This window comes from Streptomyces sp. NPDC055506, assembly GCF_053643595.1.
On the sequence record NZ_JBSHKH010000104.1, the window covers coordinates 1 to 15760 of the forward strand.

Sequence of the window (15760 nt, forward strand, 5' to 3'; positions counted from 1 at the left end):
GACAGGCCCCGAAACGTTTCCCCTACACGTGTCGGCAGACACGTGTCAGCGGTGGTCGCGTCAGCGTTACACGTGTCATTCGAACGCCGAAGCACAGGTGGTGGGCCGCGCCCGCCCCGGATCCAGCGCGTTGGCCACCTCGTGGAAGGCGATCCGGTCGAACAGCCCGATCGCCACATGCTCGGAGAGGTCCACGGGGCACAGGTCCTGGAGCAGGACGTTGCGCACGTCCGGCCCGCTCAGATACTGGCTGCGCCACGGCGTGACCACCTCGTCGTACTTGGTGGCGATGACGGTGTAGCGCACACCGGGCACGGTGTCGCCGCCCGCGTTCAGCCGCTCGAGGAAGTCGGAGCCGACGACCTGGTCGGCGAGGGCGGGGGTGTTCTTCGCCAACAGGTCCGCGGCACCCGGGAAGTAGGGCAGCAGGTTGGTGAAGCCGCTCAGGGTCGTGCCGTGGTTGGAGGGCGCGATGCCGACCAGGGCGTTCACCTTGGCCGCCCCGCCGAGGAAGCGCAGGTAGTAACGGGGCATCATGCCGCCCTGCGAGTGTCCGACGACGTCGGTCTCGGCGGCGCCGGTCGCGGCGAGCACCTTGTCGACGAAGTCCCTCAGTTGTCCGGCGGACTTCTCGACGGGCCCGAGGCCGTGGAAGAAGGGGACACCCTCGAGCTGGCCGTAGTCGAGGGAGAAGACGCAGTAGCCGCGTACCTTCAGATAGGGGGCGAGGCCCAGCCAGTTGTCGACGGAGTTCCCGAGGGTGCCGTGGACCAGGACGACGGGGCGGGGATGGGCGGCGGACGGCTTGCAGGAGTAGTCGTTCCAGCCGGAGCTCGGGGCGCCGGATGCCTGGGCGGTGGTGGCGGGGACGGTGACGGCCGCGGCGGTCAGCAGCAGCGCGGCCAGGGGTCTGAGCACTCGTTTCCAGGGCAGCATCGAGTGATCTCCTTGCGGGTCAAGGGAAGTGCGACGGCACGACGCCTGTGATCCGGATCACGAGGATGCTGTTCACTCGTCAAGTTACGGGCGAGTAGCCAACCTGGGAAGTTACGCGTCAGTAAAAACTTCCGGTGGTAACCAGCACCGACCGCCCCACCCCTGCCACCGCCCTCACCAGGCGGGCCGCACCGGACCCTGCGGCGCGATCCGCAGCAACTGCTCCCGCAGCACCCGCGCTTCCCCCTCCCCCAGCACCACACCCCACTCCCGCACCGCCTCCGCGGCCGCCTCCTCGGCCGCACGCGTGCAGTCCCACCCCCGCGCGGTGAGGACGACCAGCCGCGCCCGCGCATCCCCGGGGTGCGCCCGCCGCTCGGCATAGCCCTTGCGCACCATCTCGTCGACGAGCTGACTGGCGGCCTGCTTGGTCACGCCGAGATGGACGGCGAGGTCGGTGACCGTCGCACCGTCGGGAGCCAGCCGGGCGAAGGCGAAGCCGTGCGCGGGCCGCAACCCCTCGAAGCCGCGCGCGACCACGCCCTCGTGGATGCACTGCGTGAGCCCGCCGGCGGCGGCGAGCAGGGCGGCGGACAGGGCCATGGCCTCGGAGTTCTGCACGCATGCATTGAAACACCCTTGACGTGACGGTCAAGCAGCTTGACCATATAGTCAAGCTGCTTGACCAACTGACCGAACTTACCCAACTGATCGACCGGAGGCTGCCATGCCCGTCATCCGCTCCTCGGACGCCGTGACACACGAGATCCACGGTGCCCGTTTCGTCTCGTACGCCACACCGCTGAGCGGCAGCAAGGAGTTGTGCGCCTGGCGCGGTGAGATTCCCGCCGGTCTCAAGGCCCCCGCGCACACGGTCAGCCGGGAGGAGATCTTCCATCTGCTCGACGGCGAGCTGCTGATCACCCTCGACGGCCGCACCGACCGGATCACGGCGGGCGACACGGTGATCATCAACCCCGGCGCCACTCTGACCGTGGAGAACCCGACCGGCCGGACCGCGTACTCCTGGGTCACCACCTCCATCGGCCTGGAGGCACGCCTGGCCGACGGCACCCGCATCGCGCCGCCGTGGGCCAACTGACGTCACGTGGAGGGATTCACGCCGCCAGTCCCCCTAGCCCCCCGGGCATCACCGCCCGCGGCCCGAACTTCGCTCGCGCGCGGTCCGCGACCTCCTCGATACGGCGGACCCGCTCGTCCACGGGATCGAAGGTCAGCTGGTAGGAGGCCTGGTCGGCGGGGTCGAGCCCCTCGGCGCGCAGGACGAGCGCGCGCACCCGGGCGCGCTGCAGCCCGAGCGCCTCGTACATGCCGTACGCGGTCCTGGTCAGCGCCGGTGAGTGCGCGGTCGGTTCGGTCAGTGTGCGACTGCGGGTGGTGGCTGACCGGTCGGCGTAGCGCACGGTGAGGGTGAGCGTGCGGCAGACCTTGTCCAGGGCCCGCAGCCGGGCGCCGATCTCCTCGGCGGCCGACAGCAGCGCCCGGCGGTGCCGGTCCGGGTCCAGTTCGTCGCGCCCGAAGGGGCGTTCCGTGGCGAGCGAGCGGGATACGGCGTTCGGGACGACCCGGCCGCGGTCGACGCCGTTCGCCTTCTCGTGCAGCTCGCGGCCGGCCTTCGCGCCGACCAGCCGCTGGAGCGTGGACAGCGGCGCGGCGGCGACCAGGCCGAGGGTGTCGAGGCCGTAGTCGCCCAGCGTACGGGCGGTCCTGCTGCCGACGCCGGGCAGCGCGGCGACGGGCTTGGCCGCGAGGAACTCCGCGATGGCATCGCGCCCCTCGGGCACCACGGACGTCATCCCGGGCACGGCGTCGCCCAGCGCCACACGGGCCAGCATCGGCCCGGGCCCGGCGCCGATCACACAGTCGACGCCGTGCAGTGCGAGCGACCGCACCCGGATCACCGAGGCCAGTTCGACGGCGTCCCGCCCGAAGTACCGCTCGGCGCCCCGCAGGTCGGCCAGTGCGCCGTCCGGTGGCAGGGCCTGGACGACGGGCGTGAACTCCTCGAGCATCCCGAGCAGTCTGGGCAGATCGGCCTCACGCGTCGGAGGCAGCTGGAAACGTACACAGAGGATGGTCATCCCGCACTCCCCGGACTCTGGTGCCACAACTTCCGTCCCACCGCGGGCCCTTCGCCCGCGGGACGCAGATCGGCCCAGGGGTGCATCTCGTACCCCGTGGGCATGCGGATCTTCCGCTGCTCCATCGGATCCTGGGCCGCGGAGCCCGCCGGTGCCGGTGCCCCCTCCGACCCGGCGAGCCGCCGGCGCGCCGCCCCCTCGCCGTCGTCCTCACCGTCGCCACCGGAATCGCCCCCGGCGTCACCGCCGCCGGCCAGCCGGGCCGCGACCCCCTCGAGGCCCTCCTCCCGGCGCACCTCCAGCAGTTCCGCGAGGTTCCAGGCGGCGGCGCCCACCACGCTGAGGCTGCGCGGGCCGCGCCGCTGCACCACCCCGCGCACCAGCAGCAGCCAGGAGTGGAAGACGGTGTGGGCGCAGGCGTCGTGGGAGTCGTCGAAGAAGGCGAGGTCGACCAGGCCCGTGCCGTCGTCCAGGGTGGAGAAGATGACCCGCTTGCCGGACCGGATCGGCGGTGTCTGGGTGGCCGCCTTGGCGCCCGCGACCAGCACCGTCTCCCCGTGCCGGGCCTCGCGCAGCCGCCGCGCCGAGACCACGCCCAGCTCGTCGAGGAACTGCCGGTGGTCGTCCATCAGATTGCGTGAGGCGTCCATGGACAGCACGCCGAGTTCCGCACTGAGCCGCTCCGACGAGGTGAGGTCGGGCAGCCCGGCCGGGGCGGTCTCCCGCCCTCCGGCCATCGGGAGCTGGCCACCGCCCGCGCCCCGCGCGCCCCGGTGCAGCTCGGTCAGATGCAGTTGCAGATCACGGCGGTTGGCGCCGAACGCGTCCAGCGCCCCCACCTGTGCGAGCCGCTGGGCCAGCGGGCGGCTGGGCCTGCCGCGCTCCCAGAAGTCGACCAGCGAGGCGTACGGCTGCCCCTCGGCGATGCGCGCCGCCTCGGCCTCGCTGATGCCGTGCACATCGGAGAGAGCCAGCCGCAGCCCCCAACTACCGGACACCAGTTCGATACGGTGTGCGATCCCCGACGCGTTCACATCCAACGGCAGCACCGGCACGCCCCGCCGCCGCGCGTCCGCCAGCAGCAGCCGCTTCGGATACATCCCCGGGTCATGGGTGAGCAGCCCGGCGTAAAAAGCAGCGGGGTGATGCGCTTTCAGCCACGCCGACTGGTACGTCGGCACGGCGAAGGCGACCGCGTGCGCCTTGCAGAAGCCGTACGACCCGAAGGCCTCGACGATCTCCCAGGTCCGCTGAATCGTTTCCGCGTCATAGCCCCGGGCCGCCGCGTGCTGCGCGAACCACACCTTGATCCGCCCCTGCGACTCCGGATCCGACAACCCCCGCCGCACCCGGTCCGCCTCACCACGCCCGCACCTGGTCATGATGTCGACGATGTCGATGATCTGCTCGTGGAAGACGACGACCCCGTACGTCTCCTTCAGCGGCCCCTCCAGATCCGGATGCGGATAACGGATCGGCGCCCGCCCGTGCCGCGCCTCGATGAACGGCCGCACCATGTCGGCGGCGACCGGCCCGGGCCGGAACAGCGAGATGTCGACGACGAGATCGTGGAACGTGGCCGGCTGGAGTCGCCCGACCAGGTCCCGCTGGCCCGGCGACTCGATCTGGAAGCACCCGAGCGTCTCGGCGGACCGCACCAGCCGGTACGTCTCCGGATCCCCCGGCGGCAGGGTGTCCAAGTCGACCCGGACACCCGACACCCGCTCCACTTCAGCCACCGCGTGCGCCATCGCCGACTGCATCCGCACACCCAGCACGTCCAGCTTGAGCAGCCCGAGGTCCTCGACGTCGTCCTTGTCGAACTGCGACATCGGAAAGCCCTCGCCGCTGGTCGGCATGACCGGCGTACGCGCGAGCAGCGAGGCGTCCGACAGCAGCACCCCGCACGGATGCATGGCCACCCCGCGCGGCAGGGCGTCCAGCCCCTCGACCAGCTCCCACAGCCTCCCGTACTTCTCCTTCTCCCCGGCCAGGGCGCGCAGCTCGGGCAGCTCCTCCAGCGCCGCACGGGCATCCCGCGCCCGGATGTGGGGGAAGGACTTGGCGACCCGGTCGATCTCGGCCGGGTCCATGGACAGGGCGGCCCCCACGTCCCGGATCGCGTGCCGCACGCGATACGTCTCCGGCATCGCGACCGTCGCGACTCGCTCGGTACCGAACCGGCCGATGATCGCGCGGTAGACCTCCAGCCGGCGCGCGGACTCCACGTCGATGTCGATGTCGGGCAGCACGACCCGCTCCTTCGACAGGAACCGCTCCATCAGCAGCCGGTGCTCGATCGGATCGGCGTGTGCGATCCCGAGCAGATGGTTGACGAGCGACCCCGCCCCGGACCCCCGGGCGGCAACCCGGATCCCCATCCCCCGGACATCGTCGACCACTTGGGCGACGGTCAGAAAATACGAGGCGAAGCCGTGATGGGCGATGATGTCCAGCTCATGGTGCATCCGCTCCCAGTACTCCCGCCGCCGGTCGTACCCGCGCAGCACCATCCCCGCCGCCGCCCGCGAGGCCAGCGTCCGCTGGGCGGTACGACGCCCGGCGCCGACCAGCTGCGGCTCGGGGAAGTGGACGGTACCGATCCCGAGGTCGTCCTCGGGGTCGACCAGGCACTCGGCGGCCGTGGCCTCGGTCTGTTCCACCAGCCGATGAGCGGTGTCCCGCCGGAACCCCGCGGCCTCCACGATCCGCTCCGCCGCCCCGAACATGGCCCCCGCCCCCTTGAGCCAGGCCTCGCCGGAGTCCAGCTCCTTGGCCGGGTCGATGGGCACCAGTCGCCGGGCGGCGTCCAGGACGTCGGCGACCGGACCCAGCCCCGGGTCGGCGTACCGTACGGCGTTGCTGAGCACGGGCCGGATCCGCTGCTCGGCGGCGAACCCGACGGTACGGGCGGCCAGCCTCAGGGACCCCGGACCCGTACCTTTTCGGCCATGCCAGACGGCCTCCAGCCGCAGATCGTCGCCGTAGACCTCGCGCCAGGGCACAAGCAGCCGCGCCGCACGGTCGGGACGCCCCGCGGCCAGGGCGCGCCCTACGTCCGACTCGGGCCCGAGCAGCACGGTCAGCCCCTCGGCGTGCCGGTGCTCCCAGGGCAGCAGAGGCGTAGGCCCCTCCCCCGCGTGCGCCGCCGAGACCAGCCGGCACAGTTCAGCCCATCCCCGGGCACCGTCCCGGGCGAGAAAGATCACGCGGGGAGCCGACTCGTCGACGAAGGCCCCGCCCCGCACCGGAGTCCGACGGCGCCCCCGCCGGTCACCGCTCTCCGGGGCCTGGGCGCCCGCCACCGCCAGATCCGCTCCGAACACCGGACGGACCCCCGCCTTCGCACTGGCCTTCGCGAACCGGACGGCACCGGCGAGCGTGTCGCGATCGGTGAGAGCCAGGGCGTCCATGCCCCGCTCGGAGGCACGCTCGGCCAGCCGCTCCGGATGCGAGGCTCCATATCGCAACGAGAATCCGGAGACGGTGTGCAGATGCGTGAACCCCGGCACACGCACCTCCCGCACTCGTGAGCCACACCAGCTCTCGAACATCTGTTCCCAGCTACCTCACCCCCACCATAGACCAATTTTCGAATGTGTGTGCGACATCCGTTCGGCCCCGCCCCACCTGCGGAAACACCCGGCGGCCCCCGACCGTGGAGGCATGCCGCACAGCTCGTTCCTCAGCGAGGTGAAAGACGCCGTCACCCCGCGGGCCACCCTGCTCATCGTCGGAGTGATCGCCCTCCAGCTGCTCTTCATCGCGTCCTACGTGGGGGCACTGCACGACCCGAAACCCAAGGACGTGCCCTTCGCGGTGGTCGCCCCCCAGGCCGCCTCCGCACAAGCGGTGACCCGACTGGAACGGCTGCCCGGCTCCCCGCTGGACCCCCGCGCACTGCCCGACGCGGCCGCGGCCCGGAACCAGATCATGAGCCGGGACATCGACGGCGCCCTGATCATCGACCCGGCGGGCACCGACACCCTCCTCGTGGCCTCCGGCGGCGGCAGGGTCCTCGCCAGCACCCTGACGACCCTCGTCACCACGCTGGAGAAATCGGAGAACCGCAGACTCCGCACGGTCGACGTCATCCCGTCCGCCGCCCACGACCCCAACGGGCTCTCGTCCTTCTACCTGGTGGTCGGCTGGTGCGTGGGCGGTTATCTGGGCGCCGCAGCCCTGGCCATCAGCGCGGGAGCGAAACCGTCCAACCCCGAACGCGCCGCGATCCGCCTGGCGGTCATGGCGCTGGTCGCGATCACCGGCGGCCTGGGCGGAGCCCTCATCGCCGGCCCGATCCTGGACGCCCTCCCCGGCAGCACGGCAGCCCTCTGGGGCCTGGGCACGCTGATCATCTTCGCCGTGGGCGCGGCCACCCTCGCGCTCCAGGGCATCTTCGGCACGATCGGTATCGGCCTGGTGATCCTGCTGGTGGTGATCCTCGGCAACCCGAGCGCCGGCGGCGCCCTCCCCCCGCCCCTGCTGCCGCCCTTCTGGAAGGCGATCGGCCCGGCACTCCCCCCGGGGGCGGGCACCTGGGCCACCCGCTCGATCGCCTACTTCGAGAACAACGCCATGACCACATCACTCCTGGTGCTGGCCGCCTGGGCGGTGGTGGGAGCGGCCCTCACACTGGCGGCCGCCGCGCTGCGAAAGCGAGCGGCCATTCCGCTCCCGGCGCACGAGCCGTAGGACACACGCGAAAGCCCCGCCCCTCACACAAGGGGCGGGACTTCGCGAAGCAGTGCGTGTGTCAGCCGATCTCGGTACCGGTCGCCGACAGCGCCTCGGTCACCGGCTGGAAGAACGTCTCCCCACCGGCGGTGCAGTCACCGCTGCCACCGGAGGTGAGCCCGATCGCCTTGTCGCCGGAGAACAGCGAGCCGCCGCTGTCGCCGGGCTCGGCGCAGACATCGGTCTGGACCAGGCCGTTCACGATGTCGCCGTTGCCGTAGTTCACGGTGGCGTCCAGCCCGGTGACCTTGCCGTCGTGCACCTGGGTGGTCGACCCGCTCCGGGTGACCTCCATGCCGACGGTCGCCTCGGCGGCACCCGAGATCTTCTGGGTCGAGCCGTTGTAGAGGTTCACCTCGCTCGGGTGAGCCACCTCGGCGGTGTACTTGACCAGCCCGTAGTCGTTGTCCGGGAAGCTGGAGTCCGCGTTGGTGCCGATCTCCTTGCCGCTGGAGTCCGACCAGGTGGAGATGCCCTCGGTGCAGTGCCCGGCGGTCAGGAAGAACGGTTCGCCGCCCTTGACCACGTTGAAGCCGAGCGAGCAGCGGCCGCTGCCACCGGTGATCGCGTCGCCACCGGCGATGAAGGGCTTGTACTCCCCCTTCGACCTCTTCAGTTCGGCCTTCGTCCCGAGCCCGTCGACGACCTTCGTCAGCGTCGCCCACTCGGCCTTGGAGACCGTGCGGTCGGCGGTCACGACGACCTTGTTCGTGGTGGGGTCGGTCACCCAGGCGGTACCCGGGATCGTCGCGTCCGCCTTCAGCGTGCCGCGGGCGCTCTTCAGTTCGGCGAGAGAGTTCGCCACGACTCTCGCCTTGGCGCCGGCCTTCTCGACGGCCTTGGCCGCGGCCTCGTCGAGCACGTTCACCACGAGGTTCTTGCTCTTGGTGTCGTAGTACGTACCGGCCGAGTCGGCGCCCAGGTCCTTGGCCAGCGTCGAGGCGAGCTTTCCGGCCGCGGAGACCGACAGGGTCTCGGGCTCGGAGGCCTTCGCGGGCTCACTGGCGTTCGCAGACTGGAAGGTCACTCCAGCGGCGACCAGTGCGGCGACACCCGCACCTGCCAGGGCTGCACGTCGCTTGGGTATGCGTCGGTGCTTCAACTCATGTCCTCCTGTGGGGGGTCGACCCGGGAGGTTGTGGGGACCTCGCGGGCCGGAAGGCCTTGTTGACGAGCGCCCACTATTCCGAGGACAACGGGGAGCACACAAGGTCGAGTTCAGGACGCGCGTAGATTGCCGGCCCCGCGCCCCCACATTTTGACCGCGCACGGTCAAATCGGACCCAACTCGCACGCGCTTCACACGCGTTCACACTGCAAACATTACGCGTGAGTAATGTGCGTGCACTCTGCGAGGTCTGGCCATGGCTGAAAATCACCCAACCAAGTGGCCCCAATCGGCATCCGAGGGGCGGACATTGGCTTATCTTTCACCGCACTCTCCCTAAGGCATGACAAGCAGCCACAAACTGCCCCACCCCACAAAGGAATGCCCCCGCACGCAATGCGTGCGGGGGCACAAACGCCGCCTACTGCTGCCCGGTAGGGCTTAGTACACGCTGACCCCGTAGGCGCTCAGGGCCTCCGTGACGGGCTGGAAGAACGTCGTACCGCCGGAGGAGCAGTTGCCGCTGCCGCCGGAGGTCAGACCGTACGCGGTGCCGTTGCTGCCGTAGAGCGAGCCGCCGGAGTCACCGGGCTCGGCGCAGACGGTGGTCTGGATCAGGCCGGAGACGATGTCGCCGCCGCCGTAGTTGACGGTGGCGTTGAGGGCGGTGACCCGGCCGCTGTGCGTACCGGTCGTGGAGCCGTCGCGGATGACGGTGGTGCCCACGCTCGGGGTGGCGGCGCGCGTGATGTCCACGCCGTTCGCGGTGCCGGGCCGGCTGACGGACCCGCTGTAGCGCACGAGGCCGTAGTCGTTGCCCGGGAAGCTGGAGCCGGCGGTCGAGCCGATGACCGTGGTCCGGCCGGAGTTGGAGTACCAGGTGCCCGCGCCGTCGGTGCAGTGACCGGCGGTCAGGAAGAACTGCTGACCGCTGCTGTTCTGGACGTTGAAGCCGAGGGAGCAGCGCCAGCTACTCGCATAGATGGCGTCGCCGCCCTGGATGAGCTTGTTGAACTTGCCGGGGGTGCGCTTGATCGTGAGCGCGTCGGCGTTGGCGCCGGCCTGCTGCTTGATCTTCGCGATCTCGGCCTGGGTGACCGTGCTGTCGACGGTCACGAGCAGCTGGTTGTTCTTGCTGTCGACCGCCCAGGCGGTGCCCGGGACGTCGGCCTTCAGTATCGAGCCGCTCGCGCTCTTGAGCTCGGCGGCACTGAAGGTGGTGGGGGTGTCGGACGCGTTCGCGCTGGGGATCGCGATCGCTGCGGCGGCGACGAGGCCGGTGGAAACGGCGATCAGCCGGGTCCGTCTCGAAATGCCGCTGCGGGGGGTGGTGCGCTTGATCCTCACTTTTCGTTCCTCCACAGGGGAAGTAGGGGGCCCTCGTGGGGTCTCGGGCCCGTGAGGCGCAGCCTGGGACCGCGCGTCCGGTTCCCGAACACGCCGTGCCCCTGACAAGCGCTGTGGGGGAGTATTCGGCCGAACGGCCGGTAGGCGCAAGAGGGCCTTTCAGCCGTCAACCTTTCCTGACAGCGCCTCAGCAGTTGCAGCCGCAGTCGCAGCCGTCGCAGCCGCAGTTGTCACAGCAGTTACTGCAACAGTCGCAGCAACTGCAGCAGTCCCCGCATCCGCTGCAGTCGCAATTGCCGCACTGCCCTTCCTTGCGCTCGCCCGTCCACGGATCCTGGTACGTGCCGCAGCACATCTGACACGTACAGGCGAGCCCGAGCCACACCGCGCACCCGGCGAGCAGCCCGCGCCGGTTGCCGCGCGGCGGCTCCGGCGGCGACGGGGCGCCTGGACCGCCCGGTGCGCCGGTGCCGGGCGGCGCGTGGGGACCGGCCGCCTCGGGACCGGCGGTGTGGGCGCAGGCGGTCGTGCCGAAGGCGCGGTCGACGGAGGTACGCAGCTCGTGCACGAGGAGCCGGTGCACCAGCCGCCCGTCGGTGAACTCCGCCTCCCGCAGCGCCAGCCGGACGCCGTGCACCGCGTCGTCGGCGAGCCGCCGGGCCTCCACGAGGGAGGTGCCGGTCGCGGTGATCGGGTTCCAGGCGCCTGACGCGGCGTCAGCGTGCCGGTCCTCCACGGCATCCAGGAGATGGGCGAGCCGCCCGAAGAGGCGCCCCGCCTCGGCGAGCGGCCCGGCGTTGTACGGCCGGCCGGCGAGGACCGCCGTGTGCGCGAAGGCGGCGGCGGTCGCGGTCTCGGTCGGTTCGGTCACCGTCAGGAGCGGTGTCCCGGGCCCGGCGAGCGCCTCGATGCCGCCCTGCCGGTCCACGGCATCGACCAGGACGGCCGTGTCGAACCCGACGGCGGAGCCGGTCCGGGCCCCGGCCCGGTCCCAGCCCGCCGCGACCCGGCGCGCGGCACGCGCCACCGGCGCCCGGGCCAGCAGCCCGTCGCCGTCGGCGACATGGTCGCGCACCTTGGCGGAGGCGAGCACCAGCGACACGGCCGCCGCGAGCCGCGCTCCCTCACCGTGCGCGACGGAGGCGGTGCGCATCCCGCGCAGCGGACACGGACCCGCCGTACGCCGTCCCACACCCGACGCGCCGGTCACAGGGCGTGTCTGAGCCTCCGTCAATACGGAGACGAGAAGCCCGTCATAGTTCGTCACGATGCGTGCGAGCTGCCCGTGATCCCCGCGCAATGCGAGACACAGCCCACACAAATGCGCCATCCACTGAGCGGTGAGACTCTCACCGAGGCGATGCCGACAGGGCCTGACCATTCCGAACACGACGTCCCCCGCGCTCCGTACGATGTTTGGGCGCCGCATAGTATCGGCCAACCCGTTCACCCGTACGCACTGCCCATCACCCGTACGCCGTGAAGAATCATATTTCACTCACAGTCAGCAGTCGTTTACGACAAGGCCCTTGGGAAACACGGACTCTCGACGGAATCGCTGTGCACCAGTACCGTCACAAACCCCCCGTGCGGCGTCTATCCACTTGGCGCGCCATCCGCATCATGGACGACCATAGGGATGCGGAAAGCAGAAAGACCGCTGTGAGAGGAGGCGTCCATGGGATCGGTACGCAAGGCAAGTGCCTGGCTTGGCCTCGTCGACGACAACGAAGACGAGCGTTACTACGACGACGACTACTCCGACGGGACCGAGTCCGGGGAGGCCTGGGTCACCGATCCGCGTGTCAAGGTGGCCTCGGACGTCGCCGAGGAGAGAGGCCGTCGCATCGGCACGGTGACCCCGGACAGCTTCCGGGACGCCCGCGCGATCGGCGAGCTGTTCCGCGAGGGCGTGCCGGTCATCATGAACCTCACGGCCATGGACGCCGCCGACGCCAAGCGCGTGGTCGACTTCGCGGCCGGGCTGATCTTCGGCCTGCGGGGTTCGATCGAGCGGGTGTCCACCCGCGTGTTCCTGCTGACCCCGGCCAACACGGAGATCGTGAACGGCGACCCGGCCGGGCACCGCACGGACGGCTTCTTCAACCAGAGCTGAGGCAGGGCCGCTCACCCGGCCCTGCCCCCGCGCGGATTTCACCGGACGGCGTCTACCGGAAGGCGTCGAGTCCGGTGAGTGCCTTGCCCAGCACGAGCTGGTGCATCTCGACGGTGCCCTCGTAGGTGAGCACCGACTCGAGGTTGGTCGCGTGCCGCATCACGGGGTATTCGAGCGAGATCCCGTTGGCGCCGAGAATGGTGCGGGCCATGCGGCAGATCTCGATCGCTTCTCGTACGTTGTTGAGCTTGCCGAAGCTGACCTGCTCGGGACGCAGGCGGCCGGCGTCCATACGCCGCCCCAGATGATGGGCGAGCAGAATCCCCTTGTGCAGTTCGACCGCCATGTCGGCGAGTTTGGCCTGGGTGAGCTGGAAGCCGCCGATGGGCCGCCCGAACTGCTCCCTCGACTTCGCGTAGTCGACCGCGGCCTCGAAGGAACTGCGGGCCGCGCCCATGGCGCCCCAGACGATTCCGTACCGGGCGTGGGACAGACAGCTGAGCGGTCCGCGCAGGCCGGCGCCCTCCGGAAGTACGGCGTCGGCGGGCAGTCGTACGTCGTCGAGGACGAGTTCGCTGGTGACGGAGGCGCGCAGGGACCACTTGTGCTTGATCTCCGGCGCCGAGAATCCGCTGGTGCCGGTCGGCACGACGAATCCCCGGATGCCGTCCTCGGTCTGGGCCCACACGACGGCGACACCGGCAACCGAGCCGTTGGTGATCCACATCTTGCGCCCGTTGAGCACCCAGTCGGAGCCGTCGCGCTTGGCGTACGTCCGCATGGAGGCGGGATCGGACCCATGATCGGGCTCGGTGAGCCCGAAGCACCCGATGACCTCGCCGGAGGCCATACGGGGCAGCCACTCCCGCTTCTGCGCCTCACTCCCGAACCGGTGGATGGCGTACATGGCGAGGGAGCCCTGCACGGAGACGAGGGACCGGATACCGGAGTCGGCGGCCTCCAGCTCCAGACAGGCGAGCCCGTACTGCACGGCGGAGGCGCCGGCGCACCCGTACCCGCTCAGTGACATCCCGAGCGCGCCGAGCCCCCCGAGCTCGCGGGCCAGCTCCCGGATCTCCGGCAGCTCCCCCTTCTCGTACCAGTCGGCCACATACGGCAGCACCCGGTCCGCGGCCCAGGCCCGGACGGTGTCCCTGATCCCGAGGTCCTCCGCGTCCAGCAGGTCGTCGAGACCGAGGGGGTCGGCAGGGTCGAAGGGTGGCAACTTGGACGACACGGACATGACGACACCCTCCGAGGTCTCTTTAACTAGCACCGCTAACCAAGACGCTACGACGCCGACCCGCCCATGCACCACCCGTAGCTGCCAACTGACGAGGGAAGGTCGCCCGTGGGGCGGAGCACCATCGGCGGCTGCGGGCGCTCGAGGGTCACCCCGGGCGCACCCCACGAGGGAGCGGATTCTTGTTCCCCCAGGGCCCTCAGACCCGAGCCGCCCGCAAGCCGCGGACGGCGCCCCGCCCCCACGGGCGACCCGGACCCCTCGGTCGGCAGTTACGGGCGGCGCGTGGGTGGGCGACCTACACGGAGACGCGCGACTCCGCGGCGTCCCTCTGTGCAGGCACCTCCACAGCCCCCGCACCCGCCTCCTCGCACTGCATGACCCGCGGCAACCGCAACGCCATCGCCGCCCCGAGCAGCAACAACCCCGCGCTCACCAGCAACGTCACATGCAGCCCGTGCACGAACGCGTCCCGGGCGGCATGCCGCAGCGCGGCCCCGGCCGACCCGCCCAGCTGCGCGGCGACCTCGTAGGCCTCCCCCAGCGAATGCCCCGCCGAGGAGGACGCCGACTCCGGCACCCCCGAGACACCCGACAAGCCGGGCGCGTACGCCGCGTTCATCACGCTGCCGAGCAGCGCGATCCCGATCCCCGCCCCGAGCTGGTACGACGTCTCCCCGATCGCCGCAGCCCCGCCGGCCTGCTCCTGCGGCGCCTCGCTCAGCATCGACTCGTACGCCCCGAACAGCGTCGTCTCCAGCCCGAAGCCCAGCAGCACGAACGCGGCCAGCATCAGCTCCCAGTCGTCCGTCCGGCCCAGCGCCGTCAGCAGCAGCACCGCGAACGCCGTGAGGCAGAACCCGACGCTCACCATCCGCCGCGGCCCGAACCGCCGCAGCATCCGCGCACCGGCCAGTCCGGCCGCCATCGCGGCGAACGTCAGCGGCAGCAGCCGCAGCCCCGTCTCCAGCGGCGACAGCCCGAGCACCAGCTGGAGGTACTGCGCCGCGATCAGCTCGAGACCGACCAGCGCGAGCATCGCCAGCACGATGCAGCCGACGGACGTACTGAACGCCGGCCGGGCGAACATCTTGAGGTCGACCAGCGGAGACGCCCGCCGCCGCTGCCGCCGTACGAAGGCCACCAGCAGCGCCGCGCCCAGGACCAGCGGCAGCACGGTGAACATGCTCCACACCGGCTCCCCGCCCCCGAGCCTCTTGACGCCCAGCACCACGCCGAACAGCCCGGCCGCCGCCATCAGGGCGCCGACGACGTCCCAGGGGCCGGTGCCGTCACCCTTCGACTCGGGCAGCAGCAGCCGCCCCACCGGAAGGCTGACCAGCATCAACGGAATGTTGACGAGGAAGACCGAACCCCACCAGAAGTGCTCCAGCAGGAAGCCGCCGAGCAGCGGTCCGACCGCCGCGCCCACCGCGGCCACGGCGCTCCAGATACCGATCGCGAGCGCCCGCTCGCGCCGGTCCGGGAAGACCTGCCGCAGGATCGACAGGGTCGCGGGCATGATCATCGCGCCGCCCACACCGAGCAGCGCCCGCGCCACGATCAGTACCTGGGCGTTGTCCGCCAGGGCCGCGAGGCCCGAGGCGACGCCGAAGAGCGCGTACCCGAGGAGCAGGACCCTTCGACGGCCGACGCGGTCGCCCAGCGTGCCGAAGAGGATCAGCAGCGAGGCGCAGACCAGCGGGTAGATGTCGACGATCCAGAGCAGCTCGATACCGCCGGGCTTCAGGTCCTCGGTGACGGCGGGGACCGCCACGTGCAGCACGGTGGCGTCGACGGCGACCAGCAGCAGGCTGACGCAGAGGACGACGAGAACCACCCAGCGGTTGGCACCGGCCCCGGCCGCCCGACGGCGCAGCGCAGCGGCAGCCGTGGTCGTCCCGGACATGTACGTACCTCCCAGATGTTCCCTCGCGATCGGCGGGCTCACGGGGTGGGGGACGCCCCCGCGACTCGGCCGGAGAGGAGCGGTGGTCTCCGGCCCGCGCAAACGAAAAGCGAGTGACACGTCAGCGTACGCGAGTCCCCGCCGGAGCCTAGTGGCGGACCTCTCACAGTCCCGTCGGAACGATGTGGCGTACGCCACTCCCCTCTGCGTCGACCACGCCCCGGCCGGCCGTCCGGTTCCGCCGCGGGTCGATAATCGGGCG

12 protein-coding genes are annotated in these 15760 nt (G+C 70.9%); 3 read left to right on the forward strand and 9 right to left on the reverse strand.

The features are described 5' to 3' along the window. Nucleotides 1-75: 75 nt before the first annotated feature. A complete protein-coding gene (locus ACWIF2_RS30195; protein WP_454363968.1) occupies nt 76-936 on the reverse strand; it encodes an esterase/lipase family protein in 861 nt (286 codons plus the stop codon). 174 nt (nt 937-1110) lie between these two features. Further along, complete coding sequence (locus tag ACWIF2_RS30200; RefSeq protein WP_454363969.1) at nt 1111-1557, reverse strand: MarR family winged helix-turn-helix transcriptional regulator; 447 nt, start codon at nt 1555-1557, stop codon at nt 1111-1113. 106 nt (nt 1558-1663) lie between these two features. On the opposite strand from ACWIF2_RS30200, the gene ACWIF2_RS30205 reads away from it, so the two are divergent. Next, nucleotides 1664-2038, forward strand: a complete 375-nt coding sequence (locus ACWIF2_RS30205) for a cupin domain-containing protein (RefSeq protein ID WP_454363970.1) — start codon at nt 1664-1666, stop codon at nt 2036-2038. A gap of 16 nt (nt 2039-2054) precedes the next feature. On the opposite strand, the gene ACWIF2_RS30210 is transcribed toward ACWIF2_RS30205, so the two are convergent. Next, on the reverse strand, nt 2055-3038 hold the full coding sequence (locus ACWIF2_RS30210) for a DNA polymerase Y family protein (protein ID WP_454363971.1): 984 nt from the start codon (nt 3036-3038) through the stop codon (nt 2055-2057). After that, complete coding sequence (locus tag ACWIF2_RS30215; RefSeq protein WP_454363972.1) at nt 3035-6550, reverse strand: DNA polymerase III subunit alpha; 3516 nt, start codon at nt 6548-6550, stop codon at nt 3035-3037. The genes ACWIF2_RS30210 and ACWIF2_RS30215 overlap by 4 nt, the downstream gene beginning before the upstream one ends. 154 nt (nt 6551-6704) lie before the next feature. Between ACWIF2_RS30215 and ACWIF2_RS30220 the strand changes: the two genes are divergently transcribed. Continuing rightward, nucleotides 6705-7733 carry a DUF3533 domain-containing protein gene (locus ACWIF2_RS30220; protein WP_454363973.1) on the forward strand — a complete coding sequence of 343 codons (1029 nt, stop codon included), beginning with the start codon at nt 6705-6707 and terminating at the stop codon, nt 7731-7733. Nucleotides 7734-7794: 61 nt separating this feature from the next. On the opposite strand, the gene ACWIF2_RS30225 is transcribed toward ACWIF2_RS30220, so the two are convergent. From ACWIF2_RS30225 to ACWIF2_RS30235, 3 genes are all read right to left on the reverse strand, one after another. Beyond that, nucleotides 7795-8877 (reverse strand): S1 family peptidase, encoded by a 1083-nt coding sequence (locus tag ACWIF2_RS30225; RefSeq protein WP_454363974.1) that lies wholly within the window; start codon nt 8875-8877, stop codon nt 7795-7797. Nucleotides 8878-9324: 447 nt separating this feature from the next. Beyond that, nucleotides 9325-10230, reverse strand: coding sequence for a S1 family peptidase (locus tag ACWIF2_RS30230; protein ID WP_454363975.1), 906 nt, complete (start codon nt 10228-10230; stop codon nt 9325-9327). Between the two features lie 187 nt (nt 10231-10417). Then, nucleotides 10418-11611: a DUF5685 family protein gene (locus ACWIF2_RS30235; RefSeq protein ID WP_454363976.1), complete on the reverse strand. Its 1194-nt coding sequence runs from the start codon at nt 11609-11611 to the stop codon at nt 10418-10420. 297 nt (nt 11612-11908) lie between these two features. Between ACWIF2_RS30235 and ACWIF2_RS30240 the strand changes: the two genes are divergently transcribed. After that, on the forward strand, nt 11909-12346 hold the full coding sequence (locus ACWIF2_RS30240) for a cell division protein SepF (protein ID WP_184597617.1): 438 nt from the start codon (nt 11909-11911) through the stop codon (nt 12344-12346). A 52-nt stretch (nt 12347-12398) separates the two neighbouring features. On the opposite strand, the gene ACWIF2_RS30245 is transcribed toward ACWIF2_RS30240, so the two are convergent. Together ACWIF2_RS30245 and ACWIF2_RS30250 are read right to left on the reverse strand one after the other, a co-directional pair. Then, nucleotides 12399-13589, reverse strand: a complete 1191-nt coding sequence (locus ACWIF2_RS30245; RefSeq protein WP_454363977.1) for an acyl-CoA dehydrogenase family protein — start codon at nt 13587-13589, stop codon at nt 12399-12401. Nucleotides 13590-13887: 298 nt separating this feature from the next. Then, the gene (locus tag ACWIF2_RS30250) at nt 13888-15498 is read right to left on the reverse strand and encodes an MFS transporter (RefSeq protein WP_454363978.1); all 1611 of its coding nucleotides are present in this window, start codon (nt 15496-15498) and stop codon (nt 13888-13890) included. Between the last annotated feature and the right edge of the window lie 262 nt (nt 15499-15760).

Bases quoted from the DNA above. Each gene is read 5' to 3' on its own strand.
- ACWIF2_RS30205 (WP_454363970.1), top strand. From the start codon at position 1,664: ATGCCCGTCATCCGCTCCTCGGACGCCGTGACACACGAGATCCACGGT.
- ACWIF2_RS30195 (WP_454363968.1), bottom strand. From the start codon at position 936: ATGCTGCCCTGGAAACGAGTGCTCAGACCCCTGGCCGCGCTGCTGCTG.
- ACWIF2_RS30210 (WP_454363971.1), bottom strand. From the start codon at position 3,038: ATGACCATCCTCTGTGTACGTTTCCAGCTGCCTCCGACGCGTGAGGCC.
- ACWIF2_RS30240 (WP_184597617.1), top strand. From the start codon at position 11,909: ATGGGATCGGTACGCAAGGCAAGTGCCTGGCTTGGCCTCGTCGACGAC.
- ACWIF2_RS30250 (WP_454363978.1), bottom strand. From the start codon at position 15,498: ATGTCCGGGACGACCACGGCTGCCGCTGCGCTGCGCCGTCGGGCGGCC.
- ACWIF2_RS30220 (WP_454363973.1), top strand. From the start codon at position 6,705: ATGCCGCACAGCTCGTTCCTCAGCGAGGTGAAAGACGCCGTCACCCCG.
- ACWIF2_RS30245 (WP_454363977.1), bottom strand. From the start codon at position 13,589: ATGTCCGTGTCGTCCAAGTTGCCACCCTTCGACCCTGCCGACCCCCTC.
- ACWIF2_RS30235 (WP_454363976.1), bottom strand. From the start codon at position 11,611: ATGGTCAGGCCCTGTCGGCATCGCCTCGGTGAGAGTCTCACCGCTCAG.